The organism is Amycolatopsis solani (genome assembly GCF_033441515.1).
In the GTDB taxonomy this organism is placed as follows: Bacteria; Actinomycetota; Actinomycetes; order Mycobacteriales; family Pseudonocardiaceae; genus Amycolatopsis; species Amycolatopsis solani.
Map to the genome: position 1 here is coordinate 2700691 of NZ_JAWQJT010000001.1, position 17888 is coordinate 2718578.

Sequence of the window (17888 nt, forward strand, 5' to 3'; positions counted from 1 at the left end):
CGGTACCCACCGGAAGTAGCTGTTGACCGTAGGGTTACCGCCACTACGGTAGACAACCGGGTAGCGGTCCAGCGCACTTCTGACGACCAGGCCCGGATGAGGAGCAGTTCGTTGAACCTGGTGATCTACATCCTTCGCCGTCTGGCGATATCGATTCCCGTCCTGCTGGTCGGGACTTTCTTGTGTTTCGTCATGGTCGCCGGCACCGGCGACCCGCTGGGCGAGCTGCGGCAGAACCCGCAGATCAGCAAGGAAGCGCTGGCCGCCACGGCCACCAAGCTCGGTCTCGACCAGGGCATCATCCCCCGCTACTTCACGTGGCTCGGTGACTTCCTGAGCGGCAACTGGGGCATCTCGATCGCGCAGGGCAACGCCCTCGCGCCGGTCGCCCCGAAGGTGATGGCCGCGCTCGGCGTCACGTTCAAGCTGGTCGTCGGCGCCGAGATCCTCGCGCTGATCATCGGCATCATCGTCGGCGTGCTGGCCGCGGTGAAGCAGTACTCGATCATCGACTACGTCGCCACCACGCTCGCCTTCCTGCTCTTCTCGATGCCGATCTTCTGCATCGCGATCGTGTTGAAGCGCTACGCGATCGAGATCAACGGCTGGGTGCGGGACCTCGGCCTGTCCGACGTGCTCGGCAACCCGTGGCTGCGCACCACCAGCCCGGAGCAGCTGAACACCGACGGCGTCGGGGACTTCATAACCAGCACGATCGGCGCGTACCTGCTGCCGACGCTGTCGATCATGGCGATCAGCTTCGCCGCGTACAGCCGGTTCCAGCGCGCCTCGATGCTCGAGGTCATGGGCTCGGACTACGTCCGCACCGCGCGCGCCAAGGGCCTCGCCAACGGTCGGGTCATCTTCCGGCACGCGTTCCGCAACGCCCTGATCCCGGTGACGACGCTGTTCTCGGTGAACTTCGGCTCGGTGCTGGCCGGCGCGATCATCACCGAGACGGTGTTCAACTGGCACGGCATGGGCACGCTGCTGGTCGAAGCCGTCACGAAGAACGACACCCAGGTCATGATGGGCTGGCTCGTGGTGATCGCCTCCCTCGTGATCATCGCCAACCTGATCGCCGACCTGATGTACGGCATCCTGGACCCGAGGATTCGCGTTGGCTGACTTGAACTCTCTTCTCGCGACCGAAACCGCCGCGGCCGAAGGCACGCTGCCGGCGGACGCGCTGCCGGAACCGCGGAGCCAGGGCAAGCTGGTCCTGCGGAAGTTCCTGCACCACAAGCTGGCGATGGCGTCGACGGCGGTGCTGATCCTCATCGTGCTGATCAGCATCCTGATGCCGATCTTCTGGAAGCACAGCTACCAGGACAGCTCGTTCCCCTCCTTCGCCAAGCCGAGCGGTGACTTCCCCCTCGGCACGACGCAGGTCGGCAAGGACATGGTGTCGCAGGTGCTGCGCGGGACGCAGTACTCGCTGCTGATCGCGCTCACCGTGTCGATCCTCGCCACCGTGATCGGTGTCGTGTTCGGCGCGGTCGCCGGTTACCTGCGCGGGTTCACCGACTCGGCGATCTCGCGGGTGACGGACCTGTTCCTGATCATCCCGCAGATCGCCGCGGCGGCCATCCTCGCCAAGGTGTTCGGCGGCGGTACCTGGTACATCGTCGCGCTGGTGCTCTCGGCGTTCGCGTGGATGCCGATCGCCCGGATCACCCGGGCCGAAGCGATGTCGCTGGCCCAGCGCGAGTTCGTCGACGCGGCGCGCGCTTCCGGGGCCGGCGTCGTCCGGATCATCTTCAAGCACCTGGTGCCGAACATGGTCGGCAGCATCACGGTCAACGCGACCCTCGCGGTCGCGCAGGCCGTGCTGGCGGAAGCCGCGCTGTCGTTCATCGGCCTGGGTGTCCAGCTGCCCGACACCTCGCTGGGCCGCGTCATCCTGGAGAACTACGCCCAGCTGCAGACGCGGCCGGCGCTGTTCTTCGGGCCGTTCATCGTGCTCGTGCTGATTTCACTGACGATCAACTTCATCGGTGACGGTCTACGCGACGCCTTCGACCCGCGACAGCGGAGAATGAAGGCCTGAACGCACGACGCGGGGGTGACCGGAGATCCGGTCACCCCCGCGCTCGTTCCCGCCGCGGGATCGCCGGACCTGGGGGTTTCGGATGAATCTTGTGCTCTACGCGCTCAGACGGCTGGCCATCTCCATCCCGGTCCTGCTCGTCGGCACGTTCCTCTGCTTCGTCATGGTGGCCAACACCGGCGACCCGCTCGGCGAGCTGCGCAGCAAACCGGGCATCAGCGCACAGGCGATCGCCGACACCGAACACAAGCTCGGCCTCGACCAGAGCGTCACCGCCCGCTACTTCACCTGGCTCGGCCACTTCCTGACCGGCGACTGGGGCATCTCGATCGCCCAGGGCAACGCGTTCACGCCGGTGCAGCCGAAGGTGATGGCCGCGTTCGGCGTGACGCTCGAGCTGGTACTGGCGGCGTCCGTGCTGGCGCTCGTCTTCGGCGTGCTGGTCGGCGTCCTGGCCGCGGTCAAGCAGTACTCGATCTGGGACTACCTCGCGACGACGCTGGCGTTCCTGATGTTCTCGATGCCCATCTTCTGCGTGGCGATCGTGCTCAAGGGCTACGCGATCCGCGCCAACACCTGGGTTCGCGACCTCGGCCTGGCCGACGTCCTCGGCGACCCGTGGCTGCGCACGACGAGCCCGGAGAGCCTCTCCGCGACCGGCGTCGGCGACGCGCTGGCGAAGTACGTCGGCGCGTTCCTGCTGCCGACGCTGTCGATCATGGCCATCACGTTCGCCGCGTACAGCCGGTTCCAGCGCGCGTCGATGCTGGAGGTCCTGGGCGCCGACTACGTCCGGACCGCGCGCGCCAAGGGCGTCTCGAACTCGCGGGTGATCTGGCGGCACGCGTTCCGCAACGCGCTGATCCCGGTGATGACGCTGTTTTCGGTCAACTTCGGCGCCACGGTGACGGGCGCGATCATCACCGAGACGGTGTTCAACTGGCACGGCATGGGCACGCTGCTGGTCGAAGCGGTCAACAAGAACGACCCGCAGGTGCTGATGGGCTGGCTGGTGGTGATCGCGGCGAGCGTGGTGATCGCGAACCTGGTCGCGGACCTCCTGTACGGCATCCTGGACCCCCGCATCCGCGTGGGCTGACGCCGGCTCTCAAACGCCACATTGGGTGCGCTGGACGCACCGAACGCCACATTGGGGCGCATGGGCGCTCGAACGACGGAAGGCCGCCACCCGAGCCCGGGTGACGGCCTTCCGTGCGTTGTGGCGGAGCCTCAGTCGGCCACCGGGGCCAGCTTGCCGGCCTCCCAAGCCGCGCGGCGCTCGGCCTGCAGGATCGGGTCCGCGACCGGGGCCGCCGACAGGAGGCGCTTCGTGTACTCCTGCTGCGGCGAGTGCAGGACCTGGTCGCGGGTGCCGACCTCGACCAGCTTGCCGTGCTGCATCACCGCGACGCGGTCGGCCAGCAGGTCGACCACCGCGAGGTCGTGGCTGATGAACAGGCACGCGAACTGCAGCGACTGCTGCAGGTCGAGGAACAGGTCCAGCACGCGGGCCTGCACCGACACGTCCAGCGCCGACGTCGGCTCGTCCGCGATGAGCAGGGCCGGGTCGAGCGACAGGGCGCGGGCGATGGCCACGCGCTGGCGCTGGCCGCCGGAGAGCTCGTGCGGGTAGCGGTTCATGTAGTGCCCGCCCAGCTCGACCTTGTCGAGCAGCGAGCGCACCCGCGCCGACAGCTCCTTGCCGGACAGCACCTTGTGCAGCACCATCGGCTCGGCGATCGACTCGCCGATCGTCATCTTCGGGTCCAGTGTGGACGCCGGGTCCTGGAACACGATCGAGAAGAAGCGGCGGAGCGGGCGGATCTCCTTCGTCGACATCGTGGTGATGTCCTTGCCCGCGATGGCGATCGTGCCCTGGGTCGCGCGCAGCAGGCCGACGGCGCAGCGGCCGACCGTCGACTTGCCGGAGCCCGACTCGCCCACCAGGCCGACGATCTCGCCCTTGGCGATGGTCAGCGAGACGTCGTCCACCGCGCGGTTCTTGGACTGGCCGCGGCGGCCCGGGTACTCGAGCACCAGGTTCTTGATCTCCAGGGCCGGCGCGGCCTCTTCGATCACGGCCTCCAGCTCGGCGTCGGCCAGCCGGATCTCCTCGGCGATCTTGGCCGCCTCGGTGCTGTCGGCGTCGATGCCCGCGTCGTCGAGCAGGCGGCGGCCCTCGGGGCGCTGGCCGAGCACCGGCACCGCGGCGAGCAGCCGCCGGGTGTAGTCCTCCTTCGGCGACGCGAACAGCTCGCGCACCGGCGCCTCTTCGACGATCTCGCCCTGGTACATGACGATGACGCGGTCGGCCATGTCGGCGACGACACCCATGTCGTGGGTGATCAGCACGATCGCCGTGTCGAGGGTGTCGCGCAGCTTGCGCAGCAGGCCGAGGATCTCGGCCTGGACCGTGACGTCGAGCGCGGTGGTCGGCTCGTCCGCGATGATGACCTTCGGGTCGCACGAGATCGCCATGGCGATGACGACGCGCTGGCGCAGCCCGCCCGACAGCTGGTGCGGGTACTGCTTGAACCGCAGCTCCGGGTTCGGGATGCCGACCATGTCGAGCAGCTCGACCGCGCGCTTGTCCGCGGCGGCCTTGGAGATGTCGAGGTGCGAGCGGAGGGACTCGCGCAGCTGCCAGCCGACCGTGTAGACCGGGTTCAGCGCGGTCATCGGCTCCTGGAAGATCATCGCGACCTGGTTGCCGCGGATCTTCTGCATTTCCTTCTCTTTGAGATCCGCCAGGTTGCGCTCGCCGAGGCGCAGCTCGCCGGCGATCCGGCTGGTCTTGGGCAGCAGGCCCAGCACCGACATCGACGTGACGGACTTGCCGGACCCGGACTCCCCGACCACGGCGACGATCTCGCCGGGCTGCACGTCGAACCCGATGCCCTTGACGGCGTTCACGACGCCGTCCTCGGTCTGGAACGACACGCTGAGGTCGGAGATCGACAGAACGGATCCGGAAACGCCGGCGACGTCCGCCGAAGTTGCTTCAGTGCTCACCAAGATGCCCTTCGTGGGGGTACAGACGATCGCGACGCGGCGGTGTTCCTCCCACGCCGCGACTCGCGCGAGGATAACCGAGGGTGTCCCCGACGAAGGTCGGAGCACGGGAATTACGCTCAACCCGTGATCTCCCCGGTACCGCGCAGGCTGCTGCTCGTCCACGCCCATCCCGACGACGAGAGCATCACCACCGGCGCCACGATCGCACGATACGCCGCCGAAGGCGCCGAGGTGACCGTGGTGACCTGCACGTTGGGTGAGGAAGGCGAAATCATGCCGGGCCTGGCGGAGCTGTCCGGGCTGGGCGCCTGGGCCGCCGACCAGCTGGGTGGCTACCGCGTCAGCGAGCTGAAGGCCGCGTGCGCCGCGCTCGGGGTGTCACGGCATCGTTATCTCGGCGGGATCGGCCGCTGGCGCGATTCGGGCATGGCGGGCACGCCGTCGGCGGCGCACCCGCGGGCGTTCACCGGGGGCAGCGCCGAAGAGCAGGCCACGCAGCTCGTGGAGATCCTCGACGAGGTGCGTCCCCAGGTCGTCGTCACCTACGACGCCTTCGGCGGCTACGGCCACCCCGACCACATCCGCGCGCACGAGATCACCATGGCGGCGGCGCCGCGGGTGGCGTCGGTGGCGCGGGTGTTCCACACCGTGGCGTCGAAGAACGCGGTGCGCGCCGGGTTGACCGCGCTGCGTGAGAGCGCGCCCGAATACGCCGTCCCGGCCGACGACGAGCTGCCGACGACCCTGGACGAAGAGATCACGACGGTGCTCGACGTCGCCGCACACGTCCCCGCGAAGGTGGCCGCGCTGCGCGCGCACGCGACGCAGCTCGCCGTGGTCGACGGTCCCGTCCCGTACTTCGCGCTGACGAACGAGGTCGCCCAGCCGATCGCCGCGAAGGACTTCTTCGTGCTCGCGCACGGGCCCGCCGAGGGTGCGGCGGACGACCTGTTCGGCGGCCTGTGACCGTGGCCCCGCTGACCTGGGAGCAGCGGCTCCTCCTGTTGCTGCTCGTCTTCGACACGGTCCTGCTGGCGATCGTGGAGCTGTTCTTCCTGCCGCTGCGGATCGGCGTCGTGCCGCTGCCGGTGACTGTCCTGGTGGGCGCCGTCACCACGCCGTGGCTGGTGTCGACCACGGCGAAGCTGGTGCGGCCCGCTCTTTCGTGGGTACCCCTGGCGGTGTGGGTGCTCGTCGTGTTCGGGGTCGGCATGCTGGGTCCCGGCGGTGACCTGGTGCTGATCCAGGATTGGCGGGCACTGCTGCTGCTCGGCGCGAGCGCGCTGCCGGGCGCGCTGGTGCTCGGCGGCGGGCTGGGCCGTGCGGTGGGAAGGGGAACCGGAAGTGGCTGAGTCGATCTCCGACAGGCAGGTCGTGGCCGTGCTGCGGCCGTTCGTGCGCGCGTGCGGGCCGATGCTGGACGCGCTGCGCGAGTCCGATCCGTTCGGTCTGCAGGCCCGCGCGGCGGACGATCTGGCCGAAGTCGAGTCGGGCCTGAAGGCGAAGCTGATCCACGGCGTGACGTCGGTGAAGGTCCCCGGCACGGCGGCGTGGGCCCGGATGACGGGCTACGACCGGTCGAGTTGGTGGATGAACCGCGTCGGCCGCTTCACGGCGCTGCTGACGTCGATCCCGGGCCTGGGCGGCGCGCTGGCCGACCGGCTCCCGGTGCAGGACGCGCTGGGCGCGGCGTCGCAGGGGCTGCTGCTGTGCGCCATCGCGGGCGAGTACGGCGTCACGGACGTCGGCACGCGCGTGCGCCTGATCGCGTGGGTGCTCTTCGAGCGCGACATCGACGCGGACCTCGCGGCGGGCAAGCACGCGGAGCACGACGAAGCCGCGGAGGCGGACGAAGCCGCGAAGCTGACCGAGGAACTGACGGCGTCGGAGAAGAAGCACGGCAAGGCGACGATCAAGGCGGCCGGGCGCACGCTGTGGCGGCTGGGGCGGGGACTGCTGGGGATCACCGGGGAGCTGGAGAAGCGCCCGCGCGGCAACTTCCTGCACCGTGCGATCGGCATGTTGCCGGTCGTCGGCGCGGCGGGGGACTACCTCGGCGAGCGGTCGGGGTTGCGGGTGGCCTGGAAGCGCGCGCACGTCTGGCTGACGGAGCACCGCGGCTGAGTAGCCCCGCGGCGCTCCCGCCAAACCTCAGTTCCAGAACTGGAAGACGCTGAACCCGATCTGCGCACCGTCCACATAGCCCCCGAAGGCGCCGAAGATCGAGTACGAGGCGTTCCACAGCAGCGCGTTCGCCGGCTTGATGAACCACAGGACCGCGAACAGGATGATCGGCGCCCACGGGCGGACCTGCGCGCCGATCTCCCGGGCCCGCGGCGGCAGGTACGGCTCGATCGCGCCCCAGCCGTCGAGGCCGGGGATCGGGAGGATGTTGAGGATGAACGTCACGATCTGCAGCAGCGCCAGGTAGGACATCGCGATCACGAGGCCGCCCGCCATCGGGACCAGCGCGACCACCAGCGCCAGCGCCGCGCCGACCGCGAGGTTGCTCAGCGGGCCCGCCAGCGACACCCACGACGACGTCCCGCGCGAGCGCAGCGCGCCGCGGTTGATCCAGACCGCGCCGCCCGGGAGCGGGATGCCGCCGATGATGAGGAAGATCAGCGGCAGGACGATCGAGAGGACCGGATCGGTGTACTTCCGCACGTCGAGGGTGAGGTAACCCTTGTGGGCGACGCTGTAGTCCCCGCCGCGGTAGGCGACCATCGCGTGGCCGAACTCGTGCAGCGACAGCGACGCCACCCAGCCGGCGGCGACGAAGATCACCACGCCGGCGATGAGCAGCGGGTCGCGGTCGCGGACGAAAACGGTGTTGATGTCACCGAACGCGGCCATCGCCCCACCGGCGACGGTGAGCGCGAGGATGCCGAGGAAGACCGGGCTGGGGCGCACTGCTGACTTCTGCACGACTCCCAGTCTTCCGTATGCCCGGTGTGAAGTTACCGGCGTGTCCCCTTGCGCGATCGGGCTCCGACGTCCCCCGAACTCGCTACTCCGCTTGACCTGACCGCACTACACGGGTGTAATCACAGTGATGTCATTCGCCGCCAGAGGGGGCGGCGAGTGTCGTTTCACCACCGCCAGCCTGGGGAGTGCTAGGGAGCGAGGAGGCGGACGTGCGGTTGGAAGCCGATGGTAAGGAATGGGGGCACGTCATGAGTTGGGGCGAGATCCCGGAGCAGGCTCTGGGAGATCTCACCGAGCTCATCGATGCCACCGAAGAAGAGCAGGATTGGCAGGAACGCGCCCTGTGCGCGCAGACGGACCCGGAGGCGTTCTTCCCCGAGAAGGGCGGTTCCACCCGTGAAGCCAAGCGGATCTGCCTGGGCTGCGAGGTCAAGGACGAGTGCCTTGAGTACGCGCTGGCCCACGACGAGCGCTTCGGCATCTGGGGCGGTCTGTCCGAGCGGGAGCGCCGCAAGCTGAAGAAACGCGTCGTCTAGCGGCGGATCACCGGTGATGCGTGCGTCACCGGTGATTCCACGTGGTGAACGCTCGGCGTGGGTTCACCACCGGGTGACGGACCGGGGCCGTAGGGTGGCCGCACCGACCCGCCGCCTGATCTGGAGCGTTCGTTGCCCCGCACCGCCGCGCCGCCCGCCCTGCGCACCGCGCCCGTTCTGGCCATTGTGGTCTGTCACAACGGCGAAAACTGGCTGCCGCTGGCGCTTTCGTCGTTGCGCCGCAGCACCATCCGGCCCCGGCACGTGCTCGCCGTGGACACCGGTTCCACCGACGCCACCCCGCGGCTGCTCGCCGAAGCGGCCGCGGATCCCGGCTCGGATTCTGCTCCCGTGCTGTCCGGGGTCATCACACTATCGAGCGATACCGGCTTCGCGGCGGCGGTCGCCGAAGCCGTCGGGCACGCCACCGAGCGCTGGGGTGACCCCGGGGCGTGGCTGTGGCTGCTGCACGACGACTGCGCGCCCGAGCCCGACTGCCTCGACGAACTCCTGCGCGTCGCCACGAAAACGCCGTCGGCGACGGTGCTCGGTGCGCTCGGGCTCGACTGGACCGACCCGCGGCTGATCGTCGAAGCCGGCCTGTCGACCGACGCGTCCGGGCACCGCCAGCAGGTCGCCGCGCTCGGTGAGGAACCGGCCGAGGTGCTCGCCGTGCCCAGCGCGGGCTCGCTCGTGCGCCGCGACGCCTGGGACGACCTCGGCGGCTTCGACACCGGATTCCCGTTGCTGCGCGAGGATCTCGACTTCGGCTGGCGCGCCAACGCCGCCGGCGGGCTCGTCCTCTCCGTGCCGACCGCGCGGGTCCGGCACGCGCGCGCCGTCACGACCGGCCGGCGCGCGGCCGACGCCGTCACCACGCCGCTGTCCGCCGCGAACCGCGCGCACGGGCTGCGCGTCTTCCTGGTGAACTGCTCGCCGTTTTCCTTCTGGCTCGGGATGATCCGGCTCCCGCTGCTTTCGGTGCTGCGCGCGCTCGCGTTCGTCCTGCTGCGCCGCACCGGCGAAGCGCGGGCCGAGTTCGCCGCGGCCGCGTACCTCCTCAGTGGACGCGGCGGATTGCGCGCCGCACGTGCCCACCGGCGGCGGAATCCGCGGCCGGGCACGGTTCGCGGGCTCTTCACCGGGCGCGTCACCCGCCTCCGCAACGCTTTCCGCGCGGGCGTGGTCGGCCTGGTGCGCCGGGGCGTCGAGAGCGACGTCGCGCTCGGCCGGGTCCCGGAGACCGTCGAAACCGAGTCGGCGTGGGTGACGCCGGAAGCGCTCGACGCCCGTGAGGCCCGTCCCGTCGGGCCCGGCGCGCTGCCCGCCGGCGCGCTGCGCGGACTCAGCTCGCGCGGGTCCGGGCTGCGCCGGCCGGACACGCTCGTCGCCGTCGCGCTGCCGGAAAGCCCGGCGCCGGAACCGGTCGACGGCGAACCGGTCTCCGCGGAGCCGGTCGAAGAGGCCGAGCCCGAACTCGTCTTCGTCGAGGTCAACCGGCGGCGGGTGCTCGCGGCCACGATCTTCGCGCCGCCGGTCGTGCTGCTCGTCGTGATGACGGCGCTCGGCCTGGTCGTCAACCGGGCCCGGCTCGGTCTCGACCTCTTCGGCGGCAAGCTGCTCCCGGTCGGCGGGCTGGGGGAGCTCTGGTCGTCGTACCTGGCGCCGTGGCACGCGATCGCGGGCGGCACGGGCGCCCCCGCGTCGGCGACGCTGCCGGTGCTCGGCACGCTCGGCGCGGTCTTCGCCCCGCTCGGCGGCCCGGCCGCGCTCGTCGCGATCCTGCTCCTCGGCGACATCCCGCTGGCGGCGCTGAGCGCGTACGTGGCGACGCGGCGGCTTCGCGTGCGCCGCTGGGTCCGCGCGGTCGTCGCGGCGACCTACGCGCTGCTGCCCGCGGCGACCGCCGGCGTGGCGCAGGGCCGGCTCGACGTCGTCGTGGTGCACCTCGTGCTGCCACTGGTGGCCGCGGGCATCGCCGGGCTGCTCGTGCACGCGGACACGCGCTGGCTGCACGTGTCCGCGCTCTCGGCGTTCGGGGTGGCGCTGCTCGGCGCGTTTTCCCCGCTGGCGCACGGGCTCGCGCTCGCCGGGCTGCTGATCGGGTTCGTCGTGCTGCCCGCGCCGACCGGGCTGGCCCGGCGGATCGCGTCGGTCGGCATCGTCGTGCTGCTGCCGCTGGCGCTGCTGCTGCCGTGGCCGACCGTGCTGCTGCGGCACCCGGAACTGCTCGTGCAGGGCCTCGGCGGCGCGGCCGCGGCGGTGTCCGGCACCGATCTGGCCGGTCTCGACCCCGGCGGGCCGGGCGCGTGGCCGATCGGCGTCGCGGTGATCGCCGCGGCCCTCGTGGCGGTGGTCGTCCGCCCGACGAAGCTCGCCGCGGGCGGCCTCGCGCTGGCGGCGCTGGGCGCGGGCGGGCTGGTCCTGGTCCGGCTGGTCACGGCGACCCCGATGCAGGGCGGCCCGGCGGCGCACGGCTACGCGGGCGTCCCGCTGCTGATCGTCGGCGCCGGGCTGCTGTGGGTCGTGCTCGGCTCGTGGCAGCGCGGCGGCACGGCCGGGGTGCCGTCGCCGTGGCTGCCGCAGGTGATGGCGGTGGCCGGGGTGGTGGTGTTCCTGGCACTGGCGGGCGGCGCCGTCGCCGTCGGCGGCCAGGGGCCGCTCAGCGCGGCTCCGCGCCCCGCGCTCGCCCCGGAAACGGCGGCCGAGCTCTCGGCGTCCGGCCGGTCGGTCCTGGACCTGGCGCCCGACGCGACCCGCCAGATCGGCGGCCGCCTGCCCCACTACGGCGACGACGAACTGGCGCCCACGTCCGCCACCCCGGCCCGCCTGGCGGCGTGGCGCCGCGACCTCGGCCAAGGCGACGCGGCGGCGGTCCAGCGGACGTTCGCCGCCGCGGCCGCCGCGGGCGTGGAGTACGTGGTCCTGCCGCCGGGAGCGGACCCGAAGGCGTACCCGCCGCTGGCGAAGGACCTGGTGTCGGTGGCCGCCCCGACGTCGGACGGGCGCGGCGTGCTGCGCCTGCTTCCCCCGGCGGGCCAGGTGATCCTGATCTCCCCGGAGCAGGCGAAGGCGGCGGTCACGGGCGGCGGCGCACCGGGACTGGCGCCGGGTGTGGCCCCGGTCCAGGCCAGCCTCCCGGACGTGCGCGTCCGGGTGTCGGAAGGCCCGACCGGCCGGCTGCTGGTGCTGGCGGCGGAACAGGAAGCGGGCTGGAAGGCTTCGGTGGGCGGCAAGAGCGTGCCGATCGTGCCGGCCTGGGGACACCAGGTGGCGGTGTCGGTGCCGCCGACGTCGTCGGAGGTGACGGTGGAGTACCCGGGCACGGAACGGAACCTGCTCCTGCTGGCCCAGCTGGCGGCGGTCCTGTTCACCCTGCTGACCGCGGTCCCGGCCCGGCGCCGCCCCTGACCCGGTGACGTGAATGACTCATTCCTGTCGTCTGGCGACAGGAATGAGTCATTCCTGTCGTCCGGCGACAGGGCTCCGGCAAAGTCGCCGGCCCCGGCTCGCTTCACCGGCGGGCTCGCCCGAAGTCTTGAATGAGTCATTCAGGTCGCCGGAGGTCCTGAATGACTCATTCAAGACTTCTCGGGGCCGCTCGAGCCGGCCCGCCGATCCCGGCTTTGCCGGGACCCTGCCGGTCGCGGAAGGCACGACTGGACCGTTCGTGCCATCCCGCAGCAGCGCGAAAGGGCGCTACTCGCCTTCGATGACGTCCGGTTCCACGCCCAGGTAGCCCGCCACCTGCTCCACCAGCACGTCGTGCACCAGCTCAGCCAGCTCCGACGGGTCCTTCGCCCGCGCCTCCAGCGGCCGCCGGTACAGCACGATCCGGGCCCGCGTCGGCATGCCCGTGCGGTCCACGCCCGCCGGGACCAGCCGCGACAGCGGCACCGCGCCGTCGTGCAGGACGCCGTCCGCCGGCGAGTGGCCGTTCTCCCGGATCTCCGGGACGTCGTCCACCGCGACGTCGAGCTTCGTCAGCTCGTGGCGCCACCGGGCTTCGATCGGTTCGAGCGCGTCCAGGACCAGCGCGTCGAAGCGCTCCGCGCGGCTCGCGGCGGCGGGAAGGGTCGCCGGGTACAGCGTCCCGCGCAGGCCCCGGCCGTGCCGGTCCCGTCGCAGGCGCCGCCGCTGTCGGTAGTCACGAGCCGTCGCCACCCCGGAAGTCTATGCGGTCGGCACGTCCCAGCGCGTGTCGCTCCTCCTACCTTGCGGCGACGCGCTATCGTTTCCGATCGTGCGGAACGTACGGAAGTGTTCGCGTACCGGCTGTCTAGAGCCGGCTGTGGCCACGCTGACGTATGCCTACAGCGACTCCACCGCCGTCGTCGGCCCGCTGGCCACCGCCTCCGAGCCGCACTCCTACGACCTCTGCGAAGCCCACGCGCTGCGGCTGACCGTCCCGAAGGGCTGGGAAGTCGTCCGGCACGAAGGCGCCTTCGCCGCGCCGGACCCGTCGGCCGACGAACTGACCGCGCTGGCCGAGGCCGTGCGCGAGGCCGGCCGCTCCGACAAACCCGCGCCCGCGACCGAGCCGGACGGCCCGTCCGGGCGCCGCGGTCACCTGCGGGTCCTGCCGGGCCGCGCCTGAGCGCGTAACCCGAGCACCCCGCCGGTAGGCTTTCCGCGCGGCGCAGCGGGCGCCAGGACGACAATCGCGGGGAGACGGCGTGCCAGACCTTTCGGGCATCGTGAAGGCCTACGACATTCGCGGCGTGGTCGGCGAGCAGCTCGACGCGGACCTCGTCCGCGACTTCGGTGCCGCGTTCGCCCTGCTCATCAAGCCCGAGGCGCCGTCGGTGGTGATCGGCCACGACATGCGCGACTCCTCGCCGCAGCTGTCCGCGGCCTTCGCCGAGGGCATCACCTCGCAGGGCCTCGACGTCGTCAGCATCGGCCTGGCCAGCACCGACCAGCTCTACTTCGCGTCGGGCTCGCTGAACCTGCCGGGCGCGATGTTCACCGCCAGCCACAACCCGGCCAAGTACAACGGCATCAAGCTGTGCCGCGCCGGCGCGTCCCCGGTCGGCCAGGACACCGGGCTCGCCGAGATCCGCGACACCGTCGAGCAGGGCGTCCCCGAATTCGAGGGCCAGCGCGGTTCGGTGAGCGAGCGGGACGTCCTCGCCGACTACGCCGCCTACCTGCGCAACCTGGTCGACCTGTCGGGCAGCCGGCCGCTGAAGATCGTCGTCGACGCCGGCAACGGCATGGGCGGGCACACCGTCCCGACCGTCTTCGCCGGGCTGCCCATCGACGTCGTCCCGATGTACTTCGAGCTGGACGGCACCTTCCCGAACCACGAAGCCAACCCGCTCGACCCGAAGAACATCGTCGACCTACAGGCGAAGGTGCGCGAGGTCGGCGCGGACGCCGGTGTCGCGTTCGACGGCGACGCGGACCGCTGCTTCATCGTCGACGAGCGCGGCGAGCCGGTTTCGCCGAGCGCGATCACCGCGCTGGTCGCCGTCCGCGAGCTGGCCAAGGACCCGGGCGGCACGATCATCCACAACCTGATCACGTCCAAGGGCGTGCCGGAGATCGTCGCCGAGCACGGCGGCAAGCCGGTCCGCACCCGCGTCGGCCACTCGTTCATCAAGGCGGAGATGGCCCGCACCGGCGCGATCTTCGGCGGCGAGCACTCCGCGCACTACTACTTCCGCGACTTCTGGCGCGCCGACACCGGCATGCTGGCGGCGCTGCACGTCCTGGCCGCCCTCGGCGAGCAGAACGGCCCGCTCTCGGAGCTGACCAGCGCGTACTCGCGCTACGCGGCCTCGGGTGAGATCAACTCCACGGTCGACGACCAGGTCGCCAAGATGATGGCCGTCAAGGACGCCTTCGGCGCCCGCTCCGGCGTCGAGATCGACGAGCTCGACGGCCTCACCGTGCAGCTGCCCGGCGGCGCCTGGTTCAACCTGCGCCCGTCGAACACCGAACCGCTGCTCCGCCTGAACGTCGAGGCCGCGAACGCCGAGGCCGTGCAGGGCCTGGTGGACGAAGTGCTCGCGATCATCCGCAACTGACCCCACCCCCTAAGAAGGGTGCCTAGGGGCCGAACTGTGTCCTGAACTGCTCTTCACCACAGTCCCCCGCGTGGTATGGAGGAACCATGGCCATCACGCTCGACGCCCAGCTCCTCGAGATCTTGGCGTGCCCGTCGCCGGATCACGCCCCGTTGCGTCCCGGCGCACCGGACGATCCCGAGGCCGACGCGCTGACGTGCACGGAGTGTGGGCGGGTGTACCCGGTGCGTGACGGGATCCCGGTGCTGCTCCTCGACGAAGCGACGCAACCGGGCACCACGGGAAGCTCCGATGCCGACAGTGCTTGACGACACGCTGCTCGACGACCCCGCGCGACTGGCCGAGGCCGACAGCGCGGGGCTGCTCCGGGCCGCCGCGATGGCCGGCGCCCAGGTGCGGGCGGCCGCCGAGCTCGCCGCCGAGCTGGAGCTGTCCGAGCGGCTCGACGTGGGCCGTCCGCGCGCCGTCGTGCTCCTCGACCGGCCGGGGGTGAGCCGCACGCTCACGCGGCTGCTGGCCGCCCTGCTGGCGCCGTCGTGCCCGGTTCCGGTGGTCGTCGCCGAAGTCGTGCCGAGCTGGATCGGCGCGCTCGACGTCGTGTTCGCGCACACCGACGACCCCGGCGACCGCGAGCTCGCCGCGTCGCTGGAGCGCGCCGCCCGCTACGGCGCTTCGGTGGTGCTCTCCGCGCCTTCGGAGGGCCCGGTGGCGGCCGCGGTGGCGGGCAAGGGCGTGCTGCTGGCGCCCCGGGTCCCGGTGCCTGCCGAACTGGCGTTCCCGCGCGGCCTGGCCGCCGGGCTGCTCACGGCGAACGCGCTGGGGCTGCTGATCTCCGACGTCCAGGTGCTGGCGGACCAGCTCGACCTGGAAGCCGAAAAGGACTACCTGGCCCGGGAGTCGTTCGCGAACCCGGCGAAGGCGCTCGCGCTGCGGGTCGCCGAGCGGGTGCCGCTGCTGTGGGGGCTGGACCCGGTCGCGGTCGCCGTCGGCGAGCACGCGGCGCACGCGTTCGCCGCGCACACGGCCATGGTCTGCGACGTCGAGGACTACCGTCAGGCCCTGGCGCGGCCCGCATTGCGGCGGGCGGCGCAATCGGGTGGCTCAGAGCGTGACATCTTCGCTGATCCGGACGATCCCTCTGGTGACATCCCCACCCGGGTGCTGCTGCTCTCGGTGCGCACCGGTCCGGCGACGGACGCGGCGCGGTACCAGGCCGAGGATCTGCTGCCGGGCGCGGACGTCATCGCCCCGGCCGAGGAGATCGAGGCCGACGAAATCGTGCGGGCCGCGGTGCTGGCGCTGCGGTTCGAACTGGCGGCGGTCTACCTCGGGCTGGCGGCGGGCAGCATCGGCGGCGCAGGCCGCTACGCGCCCGCCACGGCGTGAGACCCGCCGAGCACCGGCCCCGGCCGGTGCCGAAGGAGTGGAGTTGAGGTGACTGTGGAGCTGCTGCGCAACGCGGTGCGGCCCTACGCCTGGGGATCGCGGACGGCGATCCCGGAGCTGCTGGGCCGTCCGGTCCCCGCGCCGCACCCCGAGGCCGAGCTGTGGATGGGTGCCCACCCGGGCGACCCGTCGCACGTCATCGGCCCGGACGGCACCGAGCGGAGCCTGCTGGAGCTGGTGGAAGCCGACCCGGTGACCCAGCTCGGCGAGAGGTGCGCGAAGCGCTGGGGCGGGCGGCTCCCGTTCCTGTTGAAGATCCTGGCGGCGGAGGAGCCGCTGTCGATGCAGGCGCACCCGTCGGCGGCGCAGGCCGCGGAGGGGCACGCCCGCGAAGAGAAGCTGGGCATCCCGAGGGACGCCTCGAACCGCAACTACCCGGACCCGACGGCGAAGCCGGAGCTGGTCTGCGCGCTGACGGAGTTCCACGCGCTGGCCGGGTTCCGCGCCCCGGACCGCACGGTGAAGCTGCTCAAGGCGATCGAGACGCCGGGGCTGGCGAAGTACACCGGGCTGATCGAGGCGCAGCCGGACCCGTCGGGGCTGCGGGCGCTGTTCACGACGTGGATCACGCTGCCGCAGCCGTCGCTGGACGCGCTGCTGCCGGAGGTGCTCGACGCGTGCGTCCGGCACGTCCAGGAGCACGGCGAGTTCGCGGTCGAGTGCCGCACGATCCTGGAGCTCGGCGAGGCGCACCCGCGTGACGCGGGCGTGCTGGCGGCGTTGCTGCTGAACCGGCTGACGCTGCGCGCGGGCGAGGCGATCTACCTGCCGGCCGGCAACCTGCACCTGTACCTGCACGGCACCGCCGTGGAGATCCTGGCGAACTCGGACAACATCCTGCGCTGCGGGCTGACGCCGAAGCACGTGGACGTCCCGGAGCTGCTGCGCGTCGTCGACTTCGCGTGCGGCGAAATGCCGGTCCAGTGCGGCGAGAGCGGCGACCGCCTTTCGGTGTACCGGACCGACGCGCCGGAGTTCGAGCTGTCGCGCGTCGAGTGGGCCCCGGGCCAGGACGACGAGATTTCGGTCGACAGCGTCGGCCCCCAGATCCTGCTGTGCACGGCGGGCGACCTGCTGGTGACGGCGGACGACGGCGAGAAGGTCGAGCTGCGCCGCGGCCAGTCGGTCTGGCTCCCGGCGGCGGACCCGCCGGTGCGCGTGCGCCCCTTGGACGGCGCGCGTGCCCAGCTGTTCCGGGCGACCGCGGGTACCTGCGAGGACTGACGCTCGTTCTGTGTGCGTTCCGTGTGGCGCACTTCTCCACTATCGCTCGTAGGGGTGGTTGTTCCGCCCCAACGCGCGATTTTCGAGGAGAACGAGCTTGTGACTTCGTACGCCGACGCCGCTACCGGGCTTCACCGGCCGGGTGCCTTGCTGGCGCTGGTCGGCGTCGCGGTGGTCGCGCTCGCTGACGGAGTGCTGTTCTTCGTAGGTGGCGGTGATCTGGCACTGGACGTCGCCGCCCTCCTCGTGGTGGCGGTGGACGAGGTGCAGCGCACTCTCCAGGTCCGCGGCGGCGTTGCGGTGTTCTTCGGCGTGGTGCTGCTGTTCTGGGGGTTGCTCGCACTGCGGGGAACGGTGTGGGCGCGCGTACGGCTGACGCTGGCGGCGCTGTCGGTCGTGGTGCTGGCGTGGCTGCCGCCGATCAACGCGTATGCGAAGGCCCGAAAGGGCCACTAGCCCCCTGGGGGTGGCGCCGGACGTGCACGCCCGGCGCCCGTGGGCTCGGGGTGGTGTCGCGAGGGGGCGGCACCACCCCGGTTTGACCGCGGCCGGCCGGTTCTGTCGGGGGAGGGGCGAGCTGGCGTCGCGCCGGGTTGGGGGACCTGGCGCGGGCGGGTTGCGGTGGCGCGGCCGAGCTGCGGGGGCGGGGCGGCTGCG

At 71.6% G+C, this 17888-nt stretch carries 17 protein-coding genes; 14 read left to right on the top strand and 3 right to left on the bottom strand.

Translation table 11 applies throughout. The features are described from left to right. Window positions 1-111: 111 nt before the first annotated feature. The 3 genes from SD460_RS13330 (at window position 112) to SD460_RS13340 (ending at window position 3149) form a co-directional block, all read left to right on the top strand. On the top strand, window positions 112-1128 hold the full coding sequence (locus tag SD460_RS13330) for an ABC transporter permease (protein ID WP_318306201.1): 1017 nt from the start codon (window positions 112-114) through the stop codon (window positions 1126-1128). Beyond that, a complete protein-coding gene (locus SD460_RS13335; protein WP_290056915.1) occupies window positions 1121-2050 on the top strand; it encodes an ABC transporter permease in 930 nt (309 codons plus the stop codon). The genes SD460_RS13330 and SD460_RS13335 overlap by 8 nt, the downstream gene beginning before the upstream one ends. Before the next feature lie 82 nt (window positions 2051-2132). Continuing rightward, a complete protein-coding gene (locus SD460_RS13340) occupies window positions 2133-3149 on the top strand; it encodes an ABC transporter permease (protein ID WP_318306202.1) in 1017 nt (338 codons plus the stop codon). Between the two features lie 131 nt (window positions 3150-3280). Here SD460_RS13340 and SD460_RS13345 read toward each other — a convergent pair whose 3' ends face one another. Beyond that, entirely contained in the window at window positions 3281-5062 is a 1782-nt protein-coding gene (locus SD460_RS13345) for an ABC transporter ATP-binding protein (protein WP_290062028.1), read from the bottom strand. A 126-nt stretch (window positions 5063-5188) separates the two neighbouring features. Between SD460_RS13345 and mshB the strand changes: the two genes are divergently transcribed. From mshB to SD460_RS13360, 3 genes are read left to right on the top strand one after another with little or no spacing between them, the layout of a single operon-like run. Continuing rightward, window positions 5189-6031 (top strand): N-acetyl-1-D-myo-inositol-2-amino-2-deoxy-alpha-D-glucopyranoside deacetylase, encoded by an 843-nt coding sequence (gene mshB, locus SD460_RS13350; RefSeq protein WP_290062030.1) that lies wholly within the window; start codon window positions 5189-5191, stop codon window positions 6029-6031. Further along, window positions 6028-6417: a hypothetical protein gene (locus tag SD460_RS13355; protein WP_290062031.1), complete on the top strand. Its 390-nt coding sequence runs from the start codon at window positions 6028-6030 to the stop codon at window positions 6415-6417. The genes mshB and SD460_RS13355 overlap by 4 nt, the downstream gene beginning before the upstream one ends. Further along, a complete protein-coding gene (locus SD460_RS13360) occupies window positions 6410-7189 on the top strand; it encodes a hypothetical protein (protein ID WP_290062032.1) in 780 nt (259 codons plus the stop codon). Before SD460_RS13355 ends, SD460_RS13360 begins: the two co-directional genes overlap by 8 nt. A gap of 27 nt (window positions 7190-7216) precedes the next feature. Here SD460_RS13360 and SD460_RS13365 read toward each other — a convergent pair whose 3' ends face one another. Then, window positions 7217-7978, bottom strand: coding sequence for a site-2 protease family protein (locus SD460_RS13365; protein ID WP_290062035.1), 762 nt, complete (start codon window positions 7976-7978; stop codon window positions 7217-7219). Between the two features lie 263 nt (window positions 7979-8241). Here SD460_RS13365 and SD460_RS13370 point away from each other — a divergent pair, with 263 nt between their 5' ends. Together SD460_RS13370 and SD460_RS13375 are read left to right on the top strand one after the other, a co-directional pair. Beyond that, window positions 8242-8529: a WhiB family transcriptional regulator gene (locus SD460_RS13370; RefSeq protein WP_167441477.1), complete on the top strand. Its 288-nt coding sequence runs from the start codon at window positions 8242-8244 to the stop codon at window positions 8527-8529. Between the two features lie 132 nt (window positions 8530-8661). Continuing rightward, window positions 8662-11940 (top strand): glycosyltransferase family 2 protein, encoded by a 3279-nt coding sequence (locus tag SD460_RS13375; protein ID WP_290062034.1) that lies wholly within the window; start codon window positions 8662-8664, stop codon window positions 11938-11940. Between the two features lie 288 nt (window positions 11941-12228). Here SD460_RS13375 and SD460_RS13380 read toward each other — a convergent pair whose 3' ends face one another. Beyond that, a complete protein-coding gene (locus tag SD460_RS13380; RefSeq protein WP_086865629.1) occupies window positions 12229-12693 on the bottom strand; it encodes a metallopeptidase family protein in 465 nt (154 codons plus the stop codon). A gap of 79 nt (window positions 12694-12772) precedes the next feature. Between SD460_RS13380 and SD460_RS13385 the strand changes: the two genes are divergently transcribed. The 6 genes from SD460_RS13385 (at window position 12773) to SD460_RS13410 (ending at window position 17687) form a co-directional block, all read left to right on the top strand. Continuing rightward, window positions 12773-13126 (top strand): DUF3499 domain-containing protein, encoded by a 354-nt coding sequence (locus tag SD460_RS13385; RefSeq protein WP_290060210.1) that lies wholly within the window; start codon window positions 12773-12775, stop codon window positions 13124-13126. 79 nt (window positions 13127-13205) lie between these two features. Next, window positions 13206-14561 carry a phosphomannomutase/phosphoglucomutase gene (locus SD460_RS13390; RefSeq protein ID WP_290060211.1) on the top strand — a complete coding sequence of 452 codons (1356 nt, stop codon included), beginning with the start codon at window positions 13206-13208 and terminating at the stop codon, window positions 14559-14561. Between the two features lie 86 nt (window positions 14562-14647). Then, window positions 14648-14869 carry a Trm112 family protein gene (locus SD460_RS13395; RefSeq protein WP_247018807.1) on the top strand — a complete coding sequence of 74 codons (222 nt, stop codon included), beginning with the start codon at window positions 14648-14650 and terminating at the stop codon, window positions 14867-14869. Then, window positions 14853-15947 carry a hypothetical protein gene (locus SD460_RS13400; RefSeq protein WP_290060215.1) on the top strand — a complete coding sequence of 365 codons (1095 nt, stop codon included), beginning with the start codon at window positions 14853-14855 and terminating at the stop codon, window positions 15945-15947. Before SD460_RS13395 ends, SD460_RS13400 begins: the two co-directional genes overlap by 17 nt. Before the next feature lie 54 nt (window positions 15948-16001). Further along, window positions 16002-17231, top strand: a complete 1230-nt coding sequence (manA, locus tag SD460_RS13405) for a mannose-6-phosphate isomerase, class I (RefSeq protein WP_290060240.1) — start codon at window positions 16002-16004, stop codon at window positions 17229-17231. A gap of 99 nt (window positions 17232-17330) precedes the next feature. Continuing rightward, on the top strand, window positions 17331-17687 hold the full coding sequence (locus tag SD460_RS13410) for a hypothetical protein (protein ID WP_290060217.1): 357 nt from the start codon (window positions 17331-17333) through the stop codon (window positions 17685-17687). The last annotated feature ends 201 nt before the right edge of the window (window positions 17688-17888 follow it).

What these genes read in the sequence shown, in the direction of transcription:
- SD460_RS13340 (WP_318306202.1), top strand. Translation starts at nt 2,133, where the DNA reads ATGAATCTTGTGCTCTACGCGCTCAGACGGCTGGCCATCTCCATCCCG.
- SD460_RS13370 (WP_167441477.1), top strand. Translation starts at nt 8,242, where the DNA reads ATGAGTTGGGGCGAGATCCCGGAGCAGGCTCTGGGAGATCTCACCGAG.
- SD460_RS13395 (WP_247018807.1), top strand. Translation starts at nt 14,648, where the DNA reads ATGGCCATCACGCTCGACGCCCAGCTCCTCGAGATCTTGGCGTGCCCG.
- SD460_RS13400 (WP_290060215.1), top strand. Translation starts at nt 14,853, where the DNA reads ATGCCGACAGTGCTTGACGACACGCTGCTCGACGACCCCGCGCGACTG.